This window comes from Cupriavidus gilardii (genome assembly GCF_017598945.1).
Lineage (GTDB): Bacteria > Pseudomonadota > Gammaproteobacteria > Burkholderiales > Burkholderiaceae > Cupriavidus > Cupriavidus gilardii_E.
The window spans coordinates 115,705-132,271 of record NZ_JAGFTW010000016.1 but is presented as its reverse complement, the minus strand read 5'-3'; the positions used below and the strand labels follow the sequence as shown (position 1 = coordinate 132,271).

Below are 16,567 nucleotides of genomic sequence, written 5' to 3'. Positions count from 1 at the left end.
GGTAACCGCGTTCGGTCACCTGCTTGATCGCCTCGGCCCGGAACTCATCCGTATATCGCTTGCTTTTCATGCTTCCTCCAGTCTCAAAAACACCCTATCAGGTGTCTACAAGACCGGGGACGTACCACGTCGTTGGTGCAGTCCAGGCGGCAAGTACCATGATTTCTACGACGATCACTAGTACGTCAAGCTCACTTGGGGCAACAATTACTAATGCCATCAATCTGCTCAGTACCAACTTGGCGAATGTGGGATCGAAGGTTTCCGACGCTGTTGTGCAATCGGCCAACCAGCAGCGCGAACTGGAGGTCGAGGTGAGCCGACGAGCCGAGAAGGAGCGTGTGGAACGGGAGACGGAGCTGCCCATTGACCCATGTTCGAACTCGAGCGGTAACTACGCGGGCCAGGCAACGATTGCGACGGGTGGCAAATCGTCAGGGTACAAGCGCGGCGGGGGGGCCGCGGTAACGAGCCCCGTGCTTAGTAAAGCGCTGAACGATCCTTTCCCGTCGCCCGAGGTTGCACGTAGGCAGTCGCACGCCATCCATATGGCGAAGTACTGCAACGCAGTTGAACAGCGTTTGGGTTACGCGGGCTGTAATGCTTCAACCATGCCAGATGCCGACGCGAACGTCGAATCGATCCTCACGGGGGCCGGCAAGCCGGGCAAGGATCCTGAGCTGACATTCTCGGCGGAACAGGAGGAGGCGGCACGCGCTTACGCCAGGCTGTCGCTCGATCCACACCCTCCGCAGAACATAACCAAAGCCGAGGCGGCCAGCGAGCAGGGCAAGAGCTATATCGCCCTGCAGAAGATGTATCAGGCGAACATGAGCGCAGCCGAAAAGATCCAGTTCGATTTGATCGCCTCTCGGATGCCTTTCCCCGGCAGCAACCAGTTGGTGCAGGAGATCAAGAAGGCAGATCACGCCGCCAAGTACTTCGACATGACCGCATCCAAGCAAGCCAAGAATGGCGCGATGAGCCTCGCGGAGATGATGGACTTCGAGTCGGGTCGGCGCTTCCGTAACCCCTACTGGGTAATCGCCATGGCAGCGGAGGCGAGCCCGGAGAAGCTGCAGCGCGAGATGGTTTTCATGCAGGCCTACTCCAACGAGTTGCAACTGCAGAATCTGCGAATGATGGAGAAGGTTGGCGTAGCTCTTGGCCAGCTGTTGGCGGCCCAGACACGAGTAGAGATGCGCCCGTCTATCGAGGCCCAGCTATTGCGCGCTCAGAGTACGAATGCCCGATAGGCCAATGGACCTAAGCAACATGAAAACTGCCGAAGAGAGCAACCATAGTCTGGTAGCCGGTGTGTCAAACAGTGTTGTGCCGGATCCGGCCGATGCGATTGCGGCGTTTCGCCTCTGGCGCGTGGAGACGGCGGTCGATGCGATAGCGGCCACAACTCAGGCCTTTGCCAGAGTGGTGGATCACTCCGTTTCCGGGGAGCGCGCGCCTTCTTCGTCCGTTAGAGCACTGGTGAAGGCCTTCGTGGCCAGTTTCCGCGCCCTCCAGGAGATCCAGGACGGCGCAAAGGCCGCAAGTGTCATCAGCCACGACACCTCAAGCGCCATCGACGGCGTGATGAAAGGTATTCGGGAAGCTTTCGAGCAGGGTGTCGTCCGCCTGCGCGTGGATGTGGACCGCCTGGAGGCGCATTCCCCCGGGGACTTCAGTGAGTTCTGTCGCACGGCACAGGAGAAGCTCAGCAAGCTCAGTGCGTTCTGGAAGGACGCGACCAAGGACGTGCCTGCCTTGAGGATGTAAAGGAGCAGCACCAATGAGCAATCCGGACTTCGCAACCATGAGCCAGGCCGAATGCGTGGCTTGGTATGTGGACACCGTCGGGTATGACCCGGTCTCGGAGGATCCCACGCTATCGCTGGACAGACTTCGCCGCGACTGCGCGGAAATGTACGCATACACCACGTGCACTGTTGATGCCTGTGGGCGAGGGCCCGACGATCCGGATTTCGACCCTTGCTGCGGTGTTCGGGTCTATGGCGATCCGCCGCTACAGATTTCTGAGCCCGTTGTGCAAGAGGAAGAGGGAGTGGCGAACACTCGCGCTCGCCCGCGCATGAAGGTGTAGTTCCTATTGTGGTGAATATACATTTTCCAGGCGCTGGCGCGTACGGGACATGGGACGTTTCCGCGCTGTCGGCGCTGCCGCCATGGCTTGTGTTCGTCGGGGCCGCGCTGCTCGGACTGGTAGTCGGCAGTTTTCTCAACGTCGTGATCCATCGCTTGCCTCTCATGATGGAACGGAGTGAGGCCAACTATATTGCGTCGCTACGCAACGAACCGCTGCCTTATCCCGCCCCCTATGATCTAGCGGTGCCGCGCTCCCACTGCCCACATTGCCACCTTCCCGTGGCACCCTGGCACAATGTCCCCGTTATCGGCTTCCTGCTGCTGCGAGGTAGATGCCGGGCCTGCAGAGCGCCGATTGGCTGGCGCTACCTGGCGGTCGAGCTGACGGGTGCAGCGGTTGCCATGGCTGCACTGTGGCTGCTAGGGACGACCTGGCAGGCCTTGGCCGGCATGGTGCTTGGCTGGTCGCTACTGGCGCTGGCGCTGATCGACGCGGAAAGCCTTGTGCTGCCAGACCAAATGACGCAGCCGTTGCTATGGCTTGGACTCTTCCTCAACGTCTGCGACTTTTTCGTGCCGGCGAAGGACGCCATTATCGGCGCAGCCGGTGGCTACTTGATGCTGTGGGGCGGCTATTGGCTCTTCAAGCTCCTGCGGCGCAAGGAGGGTATGGGTTACGGCGACTTCAAACTGATGGCAGCGCTGGGCGCCTGGTTCGGCTGGCAGGCCTTGCCCGCGCTACTGCTGATTTCATCGCTCTGCGGTCTAGCCTGTGCATTGGCGTTCGTACTCCTGGGCCGTCTAGACCGCGACGCTCCTTTTCCGTTCGGTCCTTCTATTGCTGTGGCCGGTATGTTGGTATTGCTTTGCGGCAGCGACTGGCTTCTGCAAGGTATGGCGGCGTTCGCCGCCCGCCTCTGGTGAAGGGCCGACATCGCCTTAGTGCTGCGTACCCGTGCAGCAGCGCACGCGTGTAAGCACGGACGTACAACTGATCAACCTGCATACCTTTCCCAGCGCTTCGTTGCGAGGCGCTGGGGCGTTAGGTCACCATCGGTGCCCGCGACCATCGAGTCCACAAGGCGTAGATGCTCAGCCATGTAGGCATCAAAATCGGTGTGGGGTACCCCGCGATAGAGCGCACGCATCCACCAGCCATAGACAACGGCTAGCTTGCCATCATCCGACGTGTAACGGACGAGATCCAATGGGCGATCCTGATGTGCCAGATTCCAGCCCACTGTCTTAAGGATTTCACGCACGACCAGGGGTGCTCCACCGTGAGACAAGGCTTCATGCTCGGCGTCGTGCGCCCGGATGTCCTTCGGCTCGCTCATGGCGATCCACATTCCGCAGACCCGGCAAGCTACGAGGTCGGAATGGGGATGCCCATTAGGGTTGGACACCATGTCAGGGTAGGCAGTATGAAATCCTTGCAGCTTGCGTGGCATAGAACTTCCTTCGAAATGAAGCTGGCACAGATCCTCGCTGAATCCATGGCCGCGCGGTTACGAGCAGATGACCTCTGAGGTGGCCCAGTCGCACCGCTCGCTCAGGTCAGGACGCCTTGACCCTCGATTCACCTTACCGTCGGAATGAGATTCGGCATCCGTTCTCCGTTCAGCCAACGCTCATACGTGGGCATGGTTGCCCATGCTTGCTGGTCCGACATCCTGCTAATTGGCACAAGAGCTGCAAGCTGTTCGTATGCGACCAAAGCTCGCTTGTCGGCTTCCGAGGGGTGAAGAGGGAAAACGGAAAAAATCAGGCGCTAAGACATAATGAGGGGTCGAGGTGCAGCGGAACGGCAAACCAGGTTAAGGCCACTCCTGACTTTTTCGTTGCTTGCTGGGTTATGCATTGGCCGCAGCCAGCCCTTGGCTACTGCTTCCAACACAGAGTAGGAATACTGGCCAAGCATGTTGATGTGCTCATGCAGTAACGGCGGCAGCCTGGCCATGTCATCATCTCGAACATCAGAGCTGACATAAAACAGCAGCGGTATCCCAGTGCTCAGCGAGAGCCGAAGAAGCTGTCGATTTTCTCGGTTAGTGTTGCGCGCGAAAGCTCACCCATATGCCGCTTGTATAGCCGGCCTTGAGCATCATAGAACAGCGTTGTGGGGTAACCAGACGAACCAGTTCGGGCACTTACCTGCTTGGCCGGATCGAGAACGATATTTGGCATTTGTAACCCATTCGCGTCGAGGTAGCTTTGTACGGTTGCTGCTGATTCTCCTTGATTCGCAAACACGAAGTGGATTTCTGGATGGGCTAGCTGTGCAGCCTTTAATACAGGCATCTCACGTCGGCACGGCGGACACCAAGTTGCCCAAAGATTGATAATCAAGGGGCGGCCCACAAAGGCACTGAGCGGCACAGTTGTGTTGTCGAGGCGGCGTACCTCAATTGTCGGGACAGGCACACCCACCGGCGTAAGGGCATGATTCAGCGCACTTCCTCCGAAAAAGACAAAGCAACCCGTCAAGGTTGCAGTCAGAAGCGGCCTACGTAGTGTCGTCGAGCGCCGTGACAATTCCATGCCAACCAAAACGGCCGTCGCGAAACCGGCCAGGTTGTCGAAGCCTCCATCACGAAAGTCGATGATCGACAATGGAGCATTGGAATAAATCTCATGATGTCTTAATACGAAGATCGAGCGTCCGGCGAGGAAACCGAACACGATCATCTTCCAAAGAACGGGGCCCGGATCGACACCGCGCCTCGTGCGGAACCACGCGGCAACAGAATGGGCAAGCGTTATGCCTGCTAAGAGTAGTGCTACTTGTACAGGGACGACGAGCGGCCCAAATCGTACAGCATCCAAAAAGTGGCTCCCTGAATCGAAATTTGTGAACTTTAACTTGCAGTTCTAGTTGCGAATGAACATCTATTTGGCCGTGACTTGCCTGACGAAGCTGGCGAAATCAGCGGAACCCTGAAGGTTGAACCCCATGGTTTGCGCTTCCTCGAACGTGCGTTCCGCTGTCCACCCATTCTGCTTTGCACGACTAAGCGCGAGCAGCAACGCGGCCCTCGTGCCAGTGGCGCAATGCAGTAAATGCGGCCCTTGTGTTCTCTGCATTACTTGACTTAACTCGTCAATCTGCTGCTCTGACAGGGCTGTCTTGTTGACTGGTACATTGAAGTAATCCAGTCCACTGTTCCTGACCAACTCGGCGTTCGAGGTGGCCGTTTCCCCAGGCGTACGCATGTCAATTACGGTGTGAATGCCTTGCTGCTTCGCCTCCACCAAATCCTGCCCCGAAGGCTGGGGACCGATGAACAGGCCATCCCCTATTTGCTTGAAGTTTGTCATTTCAATTTCTCCGTTGGTTAGCGGCACGTCAGCCCTGCGGGCTCTGGGTCATCTGGCGGCAATAGCTGGCCAAGTTCTCTGGCAGGTCTGGGGGACAGACGCCACATTGCTTATTCCCCGGGACAGCGTAGTCAATGAACTTAGGGTATGGAAGGTTCAGCTTGGCCATGATGTCCCTGAACTCTTCGAGCGTCTTTTCCCCGCCCAGGCGGGGATTACGCTTCTTTTCCTGCGCGATCGAGGAGACAAAACGCTGCTGGTAGTCGTGCGCCGGGTAGACCAAGGTTTCGTCGGGCAAAGCAAACAGCTTCTCTCGCACGCTTTTGTAGAGCGCATCGGCATCACCGTTTTGAAAGTCAGTCCTGCCACACCCCTCGATAAGTAAGGCGTCGCCTGTGAATACGCGGTCATTTAAAAGATAGGCAAAGTGCCCGTCGGTATGGCCGGGGGTATGCAGGGGCTGCAAAGTAATACCCCCGACCTGAAATGGCCTGCCTTCTTCGATGCCGACATCGGCACATGACAACTGATCGTAGGCAGGCGCGGCAATCTTGCTACCCACGGCACGCTTCATTTCCAAAGCTGCGGTGATGTGGTCGGCATGGATATGGGTATCGACCGTGTAAGCCAAGGTCAGACCTAACCTGTGCACCTCGGCCAGATCCCGATCCATGGTCGCAATCACGGGATCGATGAGGACTGCCTGTCCCGTGTCCTCGTCCCCCAGCAGATAGGTATAAGTGCTCGACAGGGGTTCGTACAGTTGTCTAAAAATCATGGGCGCTCCTTAATAGTCGTCGTGATCAGAGTTCGACACATGGATCATCGTCTCTACGTTTAATATATTATGTTATGGTATAATGTTCGTGTAAAGTGTTACTTTTAAACGGATCTACGTGGCCATGCCAAAGCAAATTGATTTAGTGAAACTGCATGCCGCAGCTGGGGAGGCTAGCAAGCTTCTGAAGGTACTGTCCAACCCCGACCGTATGCTCTTGCTATGCCAGATGACGCAGGGCGAGTTCTCGGTCAAAGAGCTGGAAACCATCACTGGGATCTTGCAGCCTACGCTTTCACAGCAGCTGACCGTGCTCCGCGAAGAGCGACTAGTGAATACGCGCCGTGAGGGCAAGCAGATCTTCTACAGCATCTCCAGTAGTGAGGCACTGGCAGTGCTACAGGTGTTGTACCAACTTTACTGCCCAACGTAATAGGAGGCTGTAATGATGATTGACTGGAACAATTTCACGCCCTGGACGTCGCTGGCGGGTGGGCTGATGATCGGAATAGCCACGGCACTGTTCTTGGTATTTAACGGAAGAATTGCGGGCATCAGTGGCATCGTGGGTGGCCTGTTAACGCCCGCAAGGGGCGATATCGCCTGGCGTCTTGCGTTCGTGGGCGGCCTAGTGCTTTCTCCTCTCGTGTTTTCAAGCATCGCTCCCCTGCCCCAAGTGCACATCGAGGCCGGTTACCCGGTCTTGATCCTGGCCGGACTGCTGGTAGGGATCGGTACCCGTTACGGTTCGGGCTGCACTAGCGGACATGGCGTGTGCGGGCTGTCGCGTCGCTCCCCGCGTTCGATGGTGGCTACCGTAGCCTTTATGTCCGCCGGATTCGTGACCGTCTACGTTGTTCGCCATCTTGTCGGCTAAGGGAGCAAAAATGAAAATCTTCATGTCGCTGTTGGTCGGCCTGTTGTTCGGCTTGGGGCTTATTTTGTCCGGCATGAGCGACCCCGCGAAGGTGCTCGGCTTTTTGGACCTGGCCGGAAACTGGGACCCGTCGCTTGCGTTCGTGATGGGCGGCGCTGTAGTCGTCGGCGCGCTGGTGTTTCCGTTCGCGGCCAAACGTCCGAGATCGATCCTGGGCGACGCCATGCGCTTGCCGACGGCTACGCAAATTGACCGCCGTCTCGTGCTCGGCGGACTCGCGTTCGGCGTCGGCTGGGGCCTGGCCGGCTATTGTCCCGGTCCTGCGCTCGCATCGCTCGCACAAGGCGGCGCCAAACCCTTGCTGTTCTTCATCGCCATGCTGGTCGGAATGGCGTTGTTTGAACTGCTCGAACGAGCAAAAGCCAAAGCCGCATCACCGGCCGCGTAACCGGGGCTGTGATGATTACGGGTCTTCTCTTGGGGGCGGTGGTAGGTATTGTCATGGGTCTGACAGGAGCTGGGGGAGGCATTCTCGCGGTCCCACTTCTTGTCTTCGGCATGCACTTAACGATCGCCGAAGCCGGCCCCGTTGGCCTGCTCGCCGTCGGTGTTTCTGCCGCAGCAGGTGCTTTGATGGGCTTAAAGGCTGGGATTGTGCGCTACCGCGCGACCGTGCTCATTGCCGGCACTGGCATCCTGCTCGCGCCACTCGGTGTATGGTTGGCTCACCGTTTGGACACGCGACTGCTCAGCCTGTTGTTTGCCGCTATTCTCGCCTGGGTCGCATATAAAACCTTCCGTGAAATCGTCGGCCGCAGTGTCGAGTCCACCTCTCTTACTCTGGATCGACCCTGCATTCGGGACGACATGAGTGGACGGTTTATCTGGACGAGCAAGTGCGCCGGCGCCTTATCGATCGCAGGTGCCATTGCGGGCATTCTGTCCGGTTTGCTCGGGGTAGGCGGCGGGTTCGTCATGGTGCCGGCCTTGCAGCGTTTCACGGATTTAGCGGTGCAATCGGTCGTCGCTACCTCGCTCGGTGTTATCGCACTTGTTTCGCTAACTGGCGTAGCGGCCAGCCTATCTACAGGAAAATTTCCCCTTGGTGTCGCGCTCCCGTTCGCAGCAGGAAGCATAGTCGGGATGGGAGTCGGCAGTGTGCTCACCTCGCGGCTTCCGCAAAAGTATCTGAAAGCTGCTTTCGGGGTGATATGTCTCGGGGTCGCTGCAATGATGACTTTTAAATCACTGTAGAGGAAACGATCGATAACACAACCCATATGCTCCTGCTGGCTCTCTTGGCCAGAGAATCACTCGTTCGTAGAACAGCATTAAGAAACCCCGTTCGCATTTTCGCCGTCACCTAAGCATGTGAGCTTAGGCTACACCCCAATTAGGCGTCAGGAGGGCCCTGCAAAATGCGTCAGGATAGAGTCATATAAACATTTTATTGACACCTGACCGGAAGGCTCATAGATTTCAGCCTGACATTCACAACAAGGAGGTTCCTTGAAGGGCCAACGAATCGGTTACGTCAGGGTCAGTAGTTTCGACCAGAACCCGGACCGGCAGCTCGAACATGCACAAGTCGACAGGGTATTCACCGACAAGGCATCGGGCAAAGACACTCAACGGCCGCAGCTGGAAGCGCTGCTGGGCTTCGTGCGCGAGGGGGATACCGTGGTCGTGCACAGTATGGACCGCTTGGCCCGCAACCTGGATGACCTCCGGCGCCTTGTGCAGAGCCTGACCAGGCGCGGCGTACGCATCGAGTTCGCCAAGGAGTGTTTGGCCTTTACCGGTGAGGACTCGCCAATGGCGAACCTGATGCTGTCGGTCATGGGCGCCTTTGCCGAGTTCGAGCGCGCCCTGATCCGTGAACGGCAGCGCGAGGGGATCGCGCTGGCCAAGCAACGTGGGGCCTACCGTGGCCGCAAAAAAGCGCTCGCGCCCGAGCGTGTGACTGAGCTACGCACTCGGGTCGCCGCCGGCGAGCCGAAAGCGGTCGTGGCCCGCGACCTTGGCATCAGTCGAGAAACCCTCTACCAGTACCTAAAAACGCGCACCGTATGAACGTTCATGCACTCATGATCGGACAGCCCTGAGCCCGGATTCTCTGCTCCATGTGCTTCTCTTTCATCAGATTTCCAAGAAATCGAACAAATGCCACGCCGCTCACTGCTTTCCGATACTGAACGCGACAGCCTGCTCGTGTTGCCCGAAAGTCAGGATGATCTGATCCAACAATATAGCTTCACGGACGCCGACCTGGCGTTGATCCGGCAACGCCGTGGCGCCGCAAACCGCCTCGGCTTCGCCGTGCAGATGTGCCTGCTGCGCTACCCTGGCTACGCGTTGGCCAGCGACACCATGCTGCCAGATCCTGTGATCCATTGGGTTGCCAAGCAGGTGCGCGGCGACGCCGGCGCCTGGCCGGAATATGGCGGACGGGAGAAAACGCGCAACGAGCACCTGCACGAGCTGCGCGCTTACCTCGGGCTGTCCGTGTTTGGCCTGCCTGATTTCCGCAAGCTGGTACACAGCCTGGCTGACCTCGCCATGCAGACCGACAAGGCCATGATCCTGGCTGCGCATTCCCTCGAAACGCTGCGCCAGAAGCGCATCATTCTGCCGGCGTTGACCGTCATCGAGCGCGCCTGCGCCGAGGCCGTGACGAGGGCGAACCGGCGGCTCTATCGCACGTTGATCGAGCCGCTGGAGCGCCACCACAAGCGCTCCCTGGACAACCTGCTCAACGTCGCGCCTGACATGAGCATTACCTGGCTCGTGTGGCTCCGCCAGTCGCCGCTCAAGCCCAATTCCCGCTACATGCGCGAGCACATCGAACGCCTCAAAGTGTTCCAGTCGGGGGTCATGCCAAGATTCGGGCAATCGGCTATCATAAGCCGCTGGGTTATATAAACAAGAAGAAACATTCCCTTTAGTTATAACTTTGGTCTAGAACTTTGCCATCGTCCTCGGCTAGACTGGCTGGCCCTTCAGAGATTGTCGAGATCCTGTATGGCCACCGTCGAGCGTACCGCCTACCCGCGTTTCCCGAAGGTTTTCTCCACTAAGGAGCTACAGGCGTGTTACACGCCGGATGCCGAGGAACTGGAGTGGGCCACCCGCTCAACACGTGGACAAGTGCCGCGACTTGGCTTGCTGGTGCTGCTGAAGGTCTTCCAGCAACTGCATTACTTCCCCAACCTGGACAGCATTCCCGTCGTCGTGATTGACCACGTGCGCGCCAGCGCTGGTCTGGCGCCAGATGCCGCATTTGGCTATGACCGCAAGCTATCCCCCACGCTGTACCGGCATTACACGGCGGTACGCGAATTTCTCGGCGTCCAGCCCTATATCGGCACCGATGGCAACGAGGTCACGATCCGCGCCGCGCGCGAAGCCGCGGAAACTATGGACCAGCAAGTGGACATCATCAATGCCACCATTGATGCGCTGATCCTGCGCCAGGTCGAGTTGCCAGCGTTCTCCACCCTAGACAACATTGCCGAGCAGATTCACACCCGCACGCAGACCGCACTGTTTCGAAGCGTTGCAAGGCGTTTGTCGGACGAGGAACGGCAGCGGCTGGACCGGCTTCTCACCCGGGAATTCACCAACCGACTTACCGCCTACAACAACATCAAGCGCCACGCGCGCCGTCCATCACGCAAGCATCTCAACCTACTCATAGAACACCTGACCTTACTTGACGGGCTTGGCGATTTCTCTCGCGCAATCGCAGGCGTGCCAGCCTCGAAGCTGCGCTCGCTGGCCAGCCAGGCCATGAGCCTGGACGCGGCCAATCTAAGGGAGATTCTACCTGAGAAGCGCTACACGCTGATCGTTGCCTTGCTCAACCATATGCGCGTGCCCACCCGCGACGATCTCGCGGAAATGTTCATCCGTCGCATGGGCTCCATCCACAAGCGAGCGCGCGACGAGATGGAGCGCATCCAGTCCCGTCAGCGCGCCCAGATGGAGAAGCTGGTCAGCTTGCTCGACGGCGTGGTCGATATCGTCGCCGATGGCCAGGACGACGCGCTGATCGGCCGGCAGGTGCGCCGCTTCCTCGCGCCGTCCGGCGATCTGGAGCCGCTGCGCGAGAGCTGCGCCGAGGTGCGGGCCTTCAGCGGCAACAATTACCTGCCACTACTATGGCGGCATTTCCGCGCGCATCGCTCCGTCATGCTGCGCCTGGCGCAGGTGCTGGAATGGGAGTCGACCAGCCAGTCGCGCACGCTGCTGGCGGCACTTGCGGTAGTGCTGGACAATGAATCCCTGCATCGCGAATGGATCGCCGCCGACGTCGATGTGAGCTTCGCCTCGGAACGTTGGCGAAAGCTGGTGCGTCGCCCCCACGACCAGGGCGCCCCTACCAACCGGCGCTACCTGGAACTGTGCGTGCTCTCGCATATGGTCAACGAGCTGCGATCCGGCGACTTGTGCGTGGTGGGTTCGGATGCCTTTGCCGATTACCGTGCGCACCTGCTGCCCTGGCGCGAATGCGAACGGCGCCTGCCGGAATACTGCGCCAAGCTGGACATGCCAGCCAACGCGCAGGACTTCGTGGTGTATCTGCGCCAGTGGCTCGCCGACACGGCGCGCACGCTGGATGCCGGTTTTCCCGACAAGCGCCAGCACGTCACCATCGGCCAGGATGGCGAGCCGGTGCTCAAGCGCACCGTCGCCCGGGAGATTCCGGCCAGCGCCGTTGCCTTGCAGCAGGCGCTGATCCGACGTATGCCGACGCGCAACCTGCTGGACGTGCTGGCCAACATCGAGCACTGGACCCGCTTCACACGGCACTTCGGCCCGCTCTCCGGCAGCGACCCGAAGATCCGCAATGCGGCCGAGCGCTACCTGCTGACCATCTTCGCCATGGGCTGCAACCTGGGACCCACCCAGGCGGCCCGCCATATCACGCCGCACATGATGTCGTTCGTCAACCGCCGGCATCTGAGCCTGGAGCGTCTCGAAACCGCGCAGCGGGAATTGATCGAGCTGTATCTGCGGCTCGACCTGCCCAAGCACTGGGGGGATGGCAAGACCGTCGCGGCTGACGGCACCCAGTACGACTTCTACGACAACAACCTCCTGGCCGGCTACCACTTTCGGTACCGCAAGATGGGCGCGGTGGCCTACCGGCATGTGGCCGACAACTACATCGCGGTGTTCCGGCATTTCATTCCGCCCGGCGTGTGGGAAGCCATCTACGTGATCGAGGGTCTGCTCAAGGCCGGCTTGAGCGTCGAGGCCGATACCGTGCATGCCGACACCCAGGGTCAGTCGGCCGCGGTGTTCGCCTTCACGCATCTGCTGGGCATCAACCTGATGCCGCGCATCCGCAATTGGCAGGATCTGAAGCTTTACCGTGCCGATGCGAACATCAAATACAAGCACATCGACCGGCTGTTCTCGGACACCGTGGACTGGGACCTGATCGCCTTCCACTGGAAGGACCTGATGCAGGTGGCGCTATCGATTCAGGCCGGAACAATCTCCTCGCCGCTCCTGCTGCGCCGGTTCGGCTCGGAAAGCCGCCGCAACCGCCTGTTTCTGGCGGCGCAGGAACTCGGCAAGGTCGTGCGCACGGCGTTCCTGCTCGAATGGATTGGCAGCCGCGAGTTGCGCCAGGAGATCACCGCCACCACCAACAAGATCGAGTCCTACAATGGCTTTGCCAAATGGTTCTCGTTCGGCGGCGATGTGCTGGCCGAGAACGATCCCGATGAGCAGCAGAAGCGTCTGCGCTACAACGACTTGATCGCCTCGGCCGTGATTCTTCAGAACACGGCGGACATGATGCAGGCCCTGCGCGCGATGGTGAAGGAAGGGATCAAAGTCGACGTGGCCGACATCGGCTTCCTGAGTCCCTACCTCACTAGCAACATCAAGCGCTTCGGCGACTATAAACTCAACCTGGAGCGGGTGCCGGAAGCCTGGATTCGCGACAGCCTCTTTGCCGCTCCCGCCCATTCCGTCCGCAAGCCTCGCCATGCCTGATACCGATACACCTTACGGCAGGGTCGACGCTGAGGCGTTGCAAGCGCTTCGGGACACGTTCGACACGACCACCATCCTGCGCGTGGTGGAACAACTCGATGCGATCCGCGCGCGTTGCTGTGAGCCAGCCGGACTGCGCGACGATCTGCTGCGCTTGCACGGCATGGCACATACTCTGATCAACGGCGCCGCATTGTCGTATCCAACCACTGGCCCGACCCTCGTGGACGAAACCGAGGCCATCATAGAGGAGTTGGATGACTGGATCTTGCTGCTCAAGCGCGCCGTTCAAGCGCTGCGCCCGCTGGAGCCGCTTCGCCCTCGCGACGATAGCTGACTCGGCTAGGTCGCTTGCGCGTCGAGACGGCGCATGTGAGGCCGGTTCCGACGAAGCAGCAGGACAAAAGTCAGTACGATAGCCGGAGCAACTTAGCCGCGTCCATTAGGCCCTTCGGCGCACTTTTTCCGCTTGCAGCGATGCGATCAACTGGCAGTACATTGCCTGTCGGGCATGGCAGGCGAACAAGCTCGGACATCATCAGATGTGTACAGTCGAGGTTGGTGTAGGAAATTGCAGCTATTTTTCTGACTTTCTGGTGCGCGCCAGTGAGTCGGCGCCGCATTGATTGGGCAGCCTTCGGACGGGCTTGTGGGCGTCGCGGATACCAGGCAAACAGTGTAAGCGCTCAATTGACGACGTCTGGTATTGAAGGCTGAACGTTGGCAGGCTTGCGTCCGCAAAGACTTTGCGGACGCAAACATGATCCAAGACGAGATTGACCTATTTCCGCTGCAGGCGGTGCGAGTCCGCTCCAATGGGAAGCGCGACTACGAGCCAGCGGCCAAGCGGCGTCTGATTGAGTTCTGCCTTCAATCGGGAGCATCGGTTTCGGGCACGGCTCTCAAGGCTGGCATCAACGCTAATCAGTTGCGCAAATGGATTCGGGAGTACCGAGATTCAGCGCAGGCGCGAGGTGCATTGCCGGCATTCGTGCCGGTTGTCCAGGAGGTTCTGGATTCGCGGCCGATCGAGACACCTGCAAAGGTCGTGGTGCCTCGCCGCGAAGCGGCCTCAGCGACTGCCGATTCGCCACCGCAGCGAGCGCTACCGCTGGCACTCTTGAGCGCGAAGCTACCCAACGGGGTATCACTCGAGCTCGAATGCGACGAGCGACACGTGGCGCTCGTAAGGGCAATGATCGAAGCCCTGAATGGAGGCCATTGATGTTCCGCCTCGACGCTGGGCTGCGGGTGTACCTGCATCGCGACGCTGTGGACTTCCGTAAGAACATCAACGGCCTGGCACTGCTGGTCGAGCAGGCGCTCGGGCTGGATCCGTTTGCATCTGCTGTATTTGTGTTCCGCAACCAGCGGGCCGATCGCATCAAGATTCTCGGCTGGGATCGCAACGGCTTCTGGCTACTGTTGAAGCGATTGGAGGCGGACCGGTTTGCTTGGCCACGCGAGGCGTCGGTGGCCACGCTGACGGTCGAACAGTTGCACTGGCTGCTCGAGGGAATCGACATCGAGGCGATGCGCCGGCACCCGCACCGAGAATACCATCGCGCTGCGTGAACGCTGCTTGGCGGCAGCGGTCTAACCCGCCATGCCATCCACGCCCGTCACCGTTACCGCCGCCGAGCTGCAACTGTTGCGAGACGCCGAGCGCGAGCTCAAGGCAATACTCGCGGAACGCGAGGCAATCAAGGGCGAGCTGCGTGTGATGACGGTCCAGCGAGACCTGCTCTTGGAACAGCTCAAGGCGTTCCAGCGTAAGCTGTTCGCCGCCAAGAGCGAGGCGCGAGGCTCGGAGCAGAAGGACTTGTTCCTCAATGAGGCCGAAGCCATGGCGGCAGCGGCCGCGCAGCCGGCGCAGGAAGAAGAAGGTACGCCCGAGACCGAAGTGGCCGGGCACACACGCAAGAAGCGTGGCCGTAAGCCGCTCGACCCGGCGCTGCCCCGTGTCGAGGTTCGTCACGAACTACCCGAATCGGAACGCGTCTGCCCCCTCGATGGCCAGACTCTGGTCGAGATTGCCGTTGAGGTCAGCGAACAGCTCGACATCGTGCCGCAACAGGTCCGCGTGATCCAGCACCAGCGGGTCAAGTACGCCTGCCCATGCTGCGACGGCGGCATCAAGACGACGCCGGCACCGGCACGCATTATTCCCAAGGGACTCCTTACCGAATCGGCGCTGGCCTGGTGCATCACCTCGAAGTATCAGGATGGCCTGCCGCTGTACCGCCAGGCAGCGCTGCTGCATCGCTTCGGCGGGGACCTCTCTCGCGGCACCCTGGCCGCAAGCATAGTGCGAGTAGGCCAAGCGGTGCAGCCAATCATCAACCTGCTGCGTGACCATCTGCTGGAAGCAGACGTCGTGTACGGTGATGAGACAACGGTACAGGTGCTCAAGGAGTCCGGCAGGCCTGCCCAGAGAAAGAGCTTCCTATGGGCGCAGATGAATGGCACGGGCCCGCCGGTACGGTTGTTTGCCTATAGCCCCACACGCGAGACAAAGCAGGCTACGGCTCTCTATGCCGGCATCAAGCCTGGGTCGGTGTTGATGACCGACGGCTATGCACCATACGACGACGTCGCAAACACCTATCAGTTGGTGCACCTCGGATGCTGGGCGCACGCGCGGCGCTACCTGGTCGAGGCGGAGCAAGCCTTGCCCAAGGACAAGCGCGCCGACCACACGGTCACCGGATTCCTGCAGCGCATCGGCAAGCTGTTTGCCATCGAACGCCACACGCTCGAGATGAGGCCGGAACAACGGCAGCAAGTTCGCGCCGAACAAAGCCAGCCGCTGCTGGCCGAGATCGAAACGATGCTGCTGCAACACCTGCATACCGTACTGCCGCAAAGCCTGTTCGGCAAGGCGCTGCACTACCTGCATGGGCAGTGGCCAAAGCTCGTGCGCTACATCGAGAACGGAACTTGGCCGATCTCGAACAATCCCTGCGAGAACGCGATTAGGCCATTCGTGATCGGACGGAGAAACTTCCTCTTCTGCGACACCGTGGCCGGTGCCAACGCCAGCGCAAGTCTTTACTCACTGGTGGAAACCTGCAAGGCCAACGACGTCGATCCGTATCAGTATCTCGTTGCCTTGTTCAAGGCGTTGCCACACGCACAGACCGCCGACGACTACGAGGCTCTGCTGCCCTGGACGCTCAAGTCCTCAGACGCCTAGCGGATACCGCCGGCGGCCGCAAGGGACGCCCTCAAAAGACCGCTTACCAAACAGTCATACAAAAGATCCTTGTCAAGGAAATCAGGGGCGACGATCAGCACCAGGTGCGGCACATCAATTGGCGCGAAAGCGTACACAGGCCGCTAGGAGCGAGAGTATGAACAAATCGTCAATTTGGAAAGTCATCTTGATTGTGTGCGCCGCCGTCGGCGTGATTGCCATCCTTGGTGTGGTAGGGATGCTTTTGATGCATCAGCGCATGATGGGCGGTCTGAGCTGTTGCTAGTCC

The 16,567-nt window shown here is 59.5% G+C and carries 19 protein-coding genes and 1 pseudogene; 16 read left to right on the top strand and 4 right to left on the bottom strand.

Annotation, left to right across the window (positions count from 1 at the left end; genetic code table 11):
* The 4 genes from J5T34_RS07755 to J5T34_RS07740 all read left to right on the top strand — a co-directional run.
* Window positions 1-181: hypothetical protein (locus J5T34_RS07755; RefSeq protein ID WP_208579255.1), on the top strand; the 181-nt coding region annotated here is incomplete at its 5' end.
* A complete protein-coding gene (gene traW / locus J5T34_RS07750; protein WP_208579254.1) occupies window positions 159-1,256 on the top strand; it encodes a conjugal transfer protein TraW in 1,098 nt (365 codons plus the stop codon). The genes J5T34_RS07755 and traW, both read left to right, overlap by 23 nt.
* Before the next feature lie 19 nt (window positions 1,257-1,275).
* Complete coding sequence (locus tag J5T34_RS07745) at window positions 1,276-1,773, top strand: hypothetical protein (protein WP_144425788.1); 498 nt, start codon at window positions 1,276-1,278, stop codon at window positions 1,771-1,773.
* 336 nt (window positions 1,774-2,109) lie between these two features.
* Window positions 2,110-3,024, top strand: a complete 915-nt coding sequence (locus J5T34_RS07740) for a prepilin peptidase (RefSeq protein WP_053821752.1) — start codon at window positions 2,110-2,112, stop codon at window positions 3,022-3,024.
* 71 nt (window positions 3,025-3,095) lie between these two features.
* Here J5T34_RS07740 and J5T34_RS07735 read toward each other — a convergent pair whose 3' ends face one another.
* The 4 genes from J5T34_RS07735 to J5T34_RS07720 form a co-directional block, all read right to left on the bottom strand.
* A complete protein-coding gene (locus tag J5T34_RS07735) occupies window positions 3,096-3,551 on the bottom strand; it encodes a hypothetical protein (RefSeq protein WP_144425790.1) in 456 nt (151 codons plus the stop codon).
* A gap of 562 nt (window positions 3,552-4,113) precedes the next feature.
* Window positions 4,114-4,788 carry a TlpA family protein disulfide reductase gene (locus J5T34_RS07730; protein WP_226994866.1) on the bottom strand — a complete coding sequence of 225 codons (675 nt, stop codon included), beginning with the start codon at window positions 4,786-4,788 and terminating at the stop codon, window positions 4,114-4,116.
* Window positions 4,789-4,989: 201 nt separating this feature from the next.
* The gene (locus J5T34_RS07725; RefSeq protein WP_053821754.1) at window positions 4,990-5,418 is read right to left on the bottom strand and encodes a beta-lactamase hydrolase domain-containing protein; all 429 of its coding nucleotides are present in this window, start codon (window positions 5,416-5,418) and stop codon (window positions 4,990-4,992) included.
* A gap of 28 nt (window positions 5,419-5,446) precedes the next feature.
* The gene (locus tag J5T34_RS07720) at window positions 5,447-6,196 is read right to left on the bottom strand and encodes an MBL fold metallo-hydrolase (protein ID WP_053821755.1); all 750 of its coding nucleotides are present in this window, start codon (window positions 6,194-6,196) and stop codon (window positions 5,447-5,449) included.
* 124 nt (window positions 6,197-6,320) lie between these two features.
* Between J5T34_RS07720 and J5T34_RS07715 the strand changes: the two genes are divergently transcribed.
* The 12 genes and pseudogenes from J5T34_RS07715 (at window position 6,321) to J5T34_RS24055 (ending at window position 16,564) form a co-directional block, all read left to right on the top strand.
* Window positions 6,321-6,629: an ArsR/SmtB family transcription factor gene (locus J5T34_RS07715; protein WP_053821756.1), complete on the top strand. Its 309-nt coding sequence runs from the start codon at window positions 6,321-6,323 to the stop codon at window positions 6,627-6,629.
* Between the two features lie 12 nt (window positions 6,630-6,641).
* A complete protein-coding gene (locus tag J5T34_RS07710) occupies window positions 6,642-7,073 on the top strand; it encodes a YeeE/YedE family protein (RefSeq protein WP_053821757.1) in 432 nt (143 codons plus the stop codon).
* 10 nt (window positions 7,074-7,083) lie between these two features.
* A complete protein-coding gene (locus J5T34_RS07705) occupies window positions 7,084-7,521 on the top strand; it encodes a DUF6691 family protein (RefSeq protein ID WP_053821758.1) in 438 nt (145 codons plus the stop codon).
* An 11-nt stretch (window positions 7,522-7,532) separates the two neighbouring features.
* On the top strand, window positions 7,533-8,327 hold the full coding sequence (locus tag J5T34_RS07700; RefSeq protein ID WP_053821759.1) for a sulfite exporter TauE/SafE family protein: 795 nt from the start codon (window positions 7,533-7,535) through the stop codon (window positions 8,325-8,327).
* 255 nt (window positions 8,328-8,582) lie between these two features.
* The gene (locus J5T34_RS07695; RefSeq protein WP_075791073.1) at window positions 8,583-9,146 is read left to right on the top strand and encodes a recombinase family protein; all 564 of its coding nucleotides are present in this window, start codon (window positions 8,583-8,585) and stop codon (window positions 9,144-9,146) included.
* Window positions 9,147-9,236: 90 nt separating this feature from the next.
* Window positions 9,237-9,953: pseudogene (locus J5T34_RS07690) on the top strand (DUF4158 domain-containing protein); the annotation flags it as partial.
* Window positions 9,954-10,094: 141 nt separating this feature from the next.
* Window positions 10,095-13,082, top strand: a complete 2,988-nt coding sequence (locus J5T34_RS07685) for a Tn3 family transposase (RefSeq protein WP_174782261.1) — start codon at window positions 10,095-10,097, stop codon at window positions 13,080-13,082.
* The gene (gene tnpC / locus J5T34_RS07680) at window positions 13,075-13,419 is read left to right on the top strand and encodes a Tn3 family transposase post-transcriptional regulator TnpC (protein ID WP_053821762.1); all 345 of its coding nucleotides are present in this window, start codon (window positions 13,075-13,077) and stop codon (window positions 13,417-13,419) included. Before J5T34_RS07685 ends, tnpC (J5T34_RS07680) begins: the two co-directional genes overlap by 8 nt.
* A 423-nt stretch (window positions 13,420-13,842) precedes the next feature.
* The gene (gene tnpA, locus J5T34_RS07675) at window positions 13,843-14,307 is read left to right on the top strand and encodes an IS66-like element accessory protein TnpA (protein ID WP_017514071.1); all 465 of its coding nucleotides are present in this window, start codon (window positions 13,843-13,845) and stop codon (window positions 14,305-14,307) included.
* Window positions 14,307-14,657 (top strand): IS66 family insertion sequence element accessory protein TnpB, encoded by a 351-nt coding sequence (tnpB, locus tag J5T34_RS07670; protein ID WP_017514072.1) that lies wholly within the window; start codon window positions 14,307-14,309, stop codon window positions 14,655-14,657. Before tnpA ends, tnpB begins: the two co-directional genes overlap by 1 nt.
* A gap of 31 nt (window positions 14,658-14,688) precedes the next feature.
* Window positions 14,689-16,278 (top strand): IS66 family transposase, encoded by a 1,590-nt coding sequence (gene tnpC / locus J5T34_RS07665; protein ID WP_034021473.1) that lies wholly within the window; start codon window positions 14,689-14,691, stop codon window positions 16,276-16,278.
* A 157-nt stretch (window positions 16,279-16,435) separates the two neighbouring features.
* A complete protein-coding gene (locus J5T34_RS24055) occupies window positions 16,436-16,564 on the top strand; it encodes a hypothetical protein (protein ID WP_255637895.1) in 129 nt (42 codons plus the stop codon).
* Window positions 16,565-16,567 lie beyond the last annotated feature (3 nt).